This window comes from Micromonospora sp. C28SCA-DRY-2 (assembly GCF_030519475.1).
Classification (GTDB): Bacteria; Actinomycetota; Actinomycetes; order Mycobacteriales; family Micromonosporaceae; genus Micromonospora.
The window spans coordinates 1-294 of the sequence record NZ_JAUMKD010000019.1 but is presented as its reverse complement, the minus strand read 5'-3'; the positions used below and the strand labels follow the sequence as shown (position 1 = coordinate 294).

General features: G+C 77.9%; 1 pseudogene. It reads right to left on the bottom strand.

Features of this window, described 5'->3' with window-relative positions:
• A pseudogene (locus Q3W71_RS30905) lies at positions 1-294 on the bottom strand (haloacid dehalogenase); the annotation flags it as partial.

Sequence of the window (294 nt, the reverse complement as noted above, 5' to 3'; positions counted from 1 at the left end):
CAGCAGGTCCGCTGCCGCGCGTCCCCGGGGCCCGCACAGCAGCACCACCCGGTCCGCGCCGGCCGCGACCGCCCGGATACCCGCCCCGGTGACCAGCACGTCCCCGGCCGAGTCCGACCGCACCACCAGCACCGTCCGCCCCCGCCCCGACCGACCCGCCCCACCACCGGCACCGGCAGCGGTCGTCGTCACGGCGTGCGCAGGCGTTCCCGTCGCGGCGGCGGAACCGGCCGCTGCGACGTCAACCGACAGGAAGGCCGAAGTGGCACCCGACGACCGGTAGGTGGCCGGATC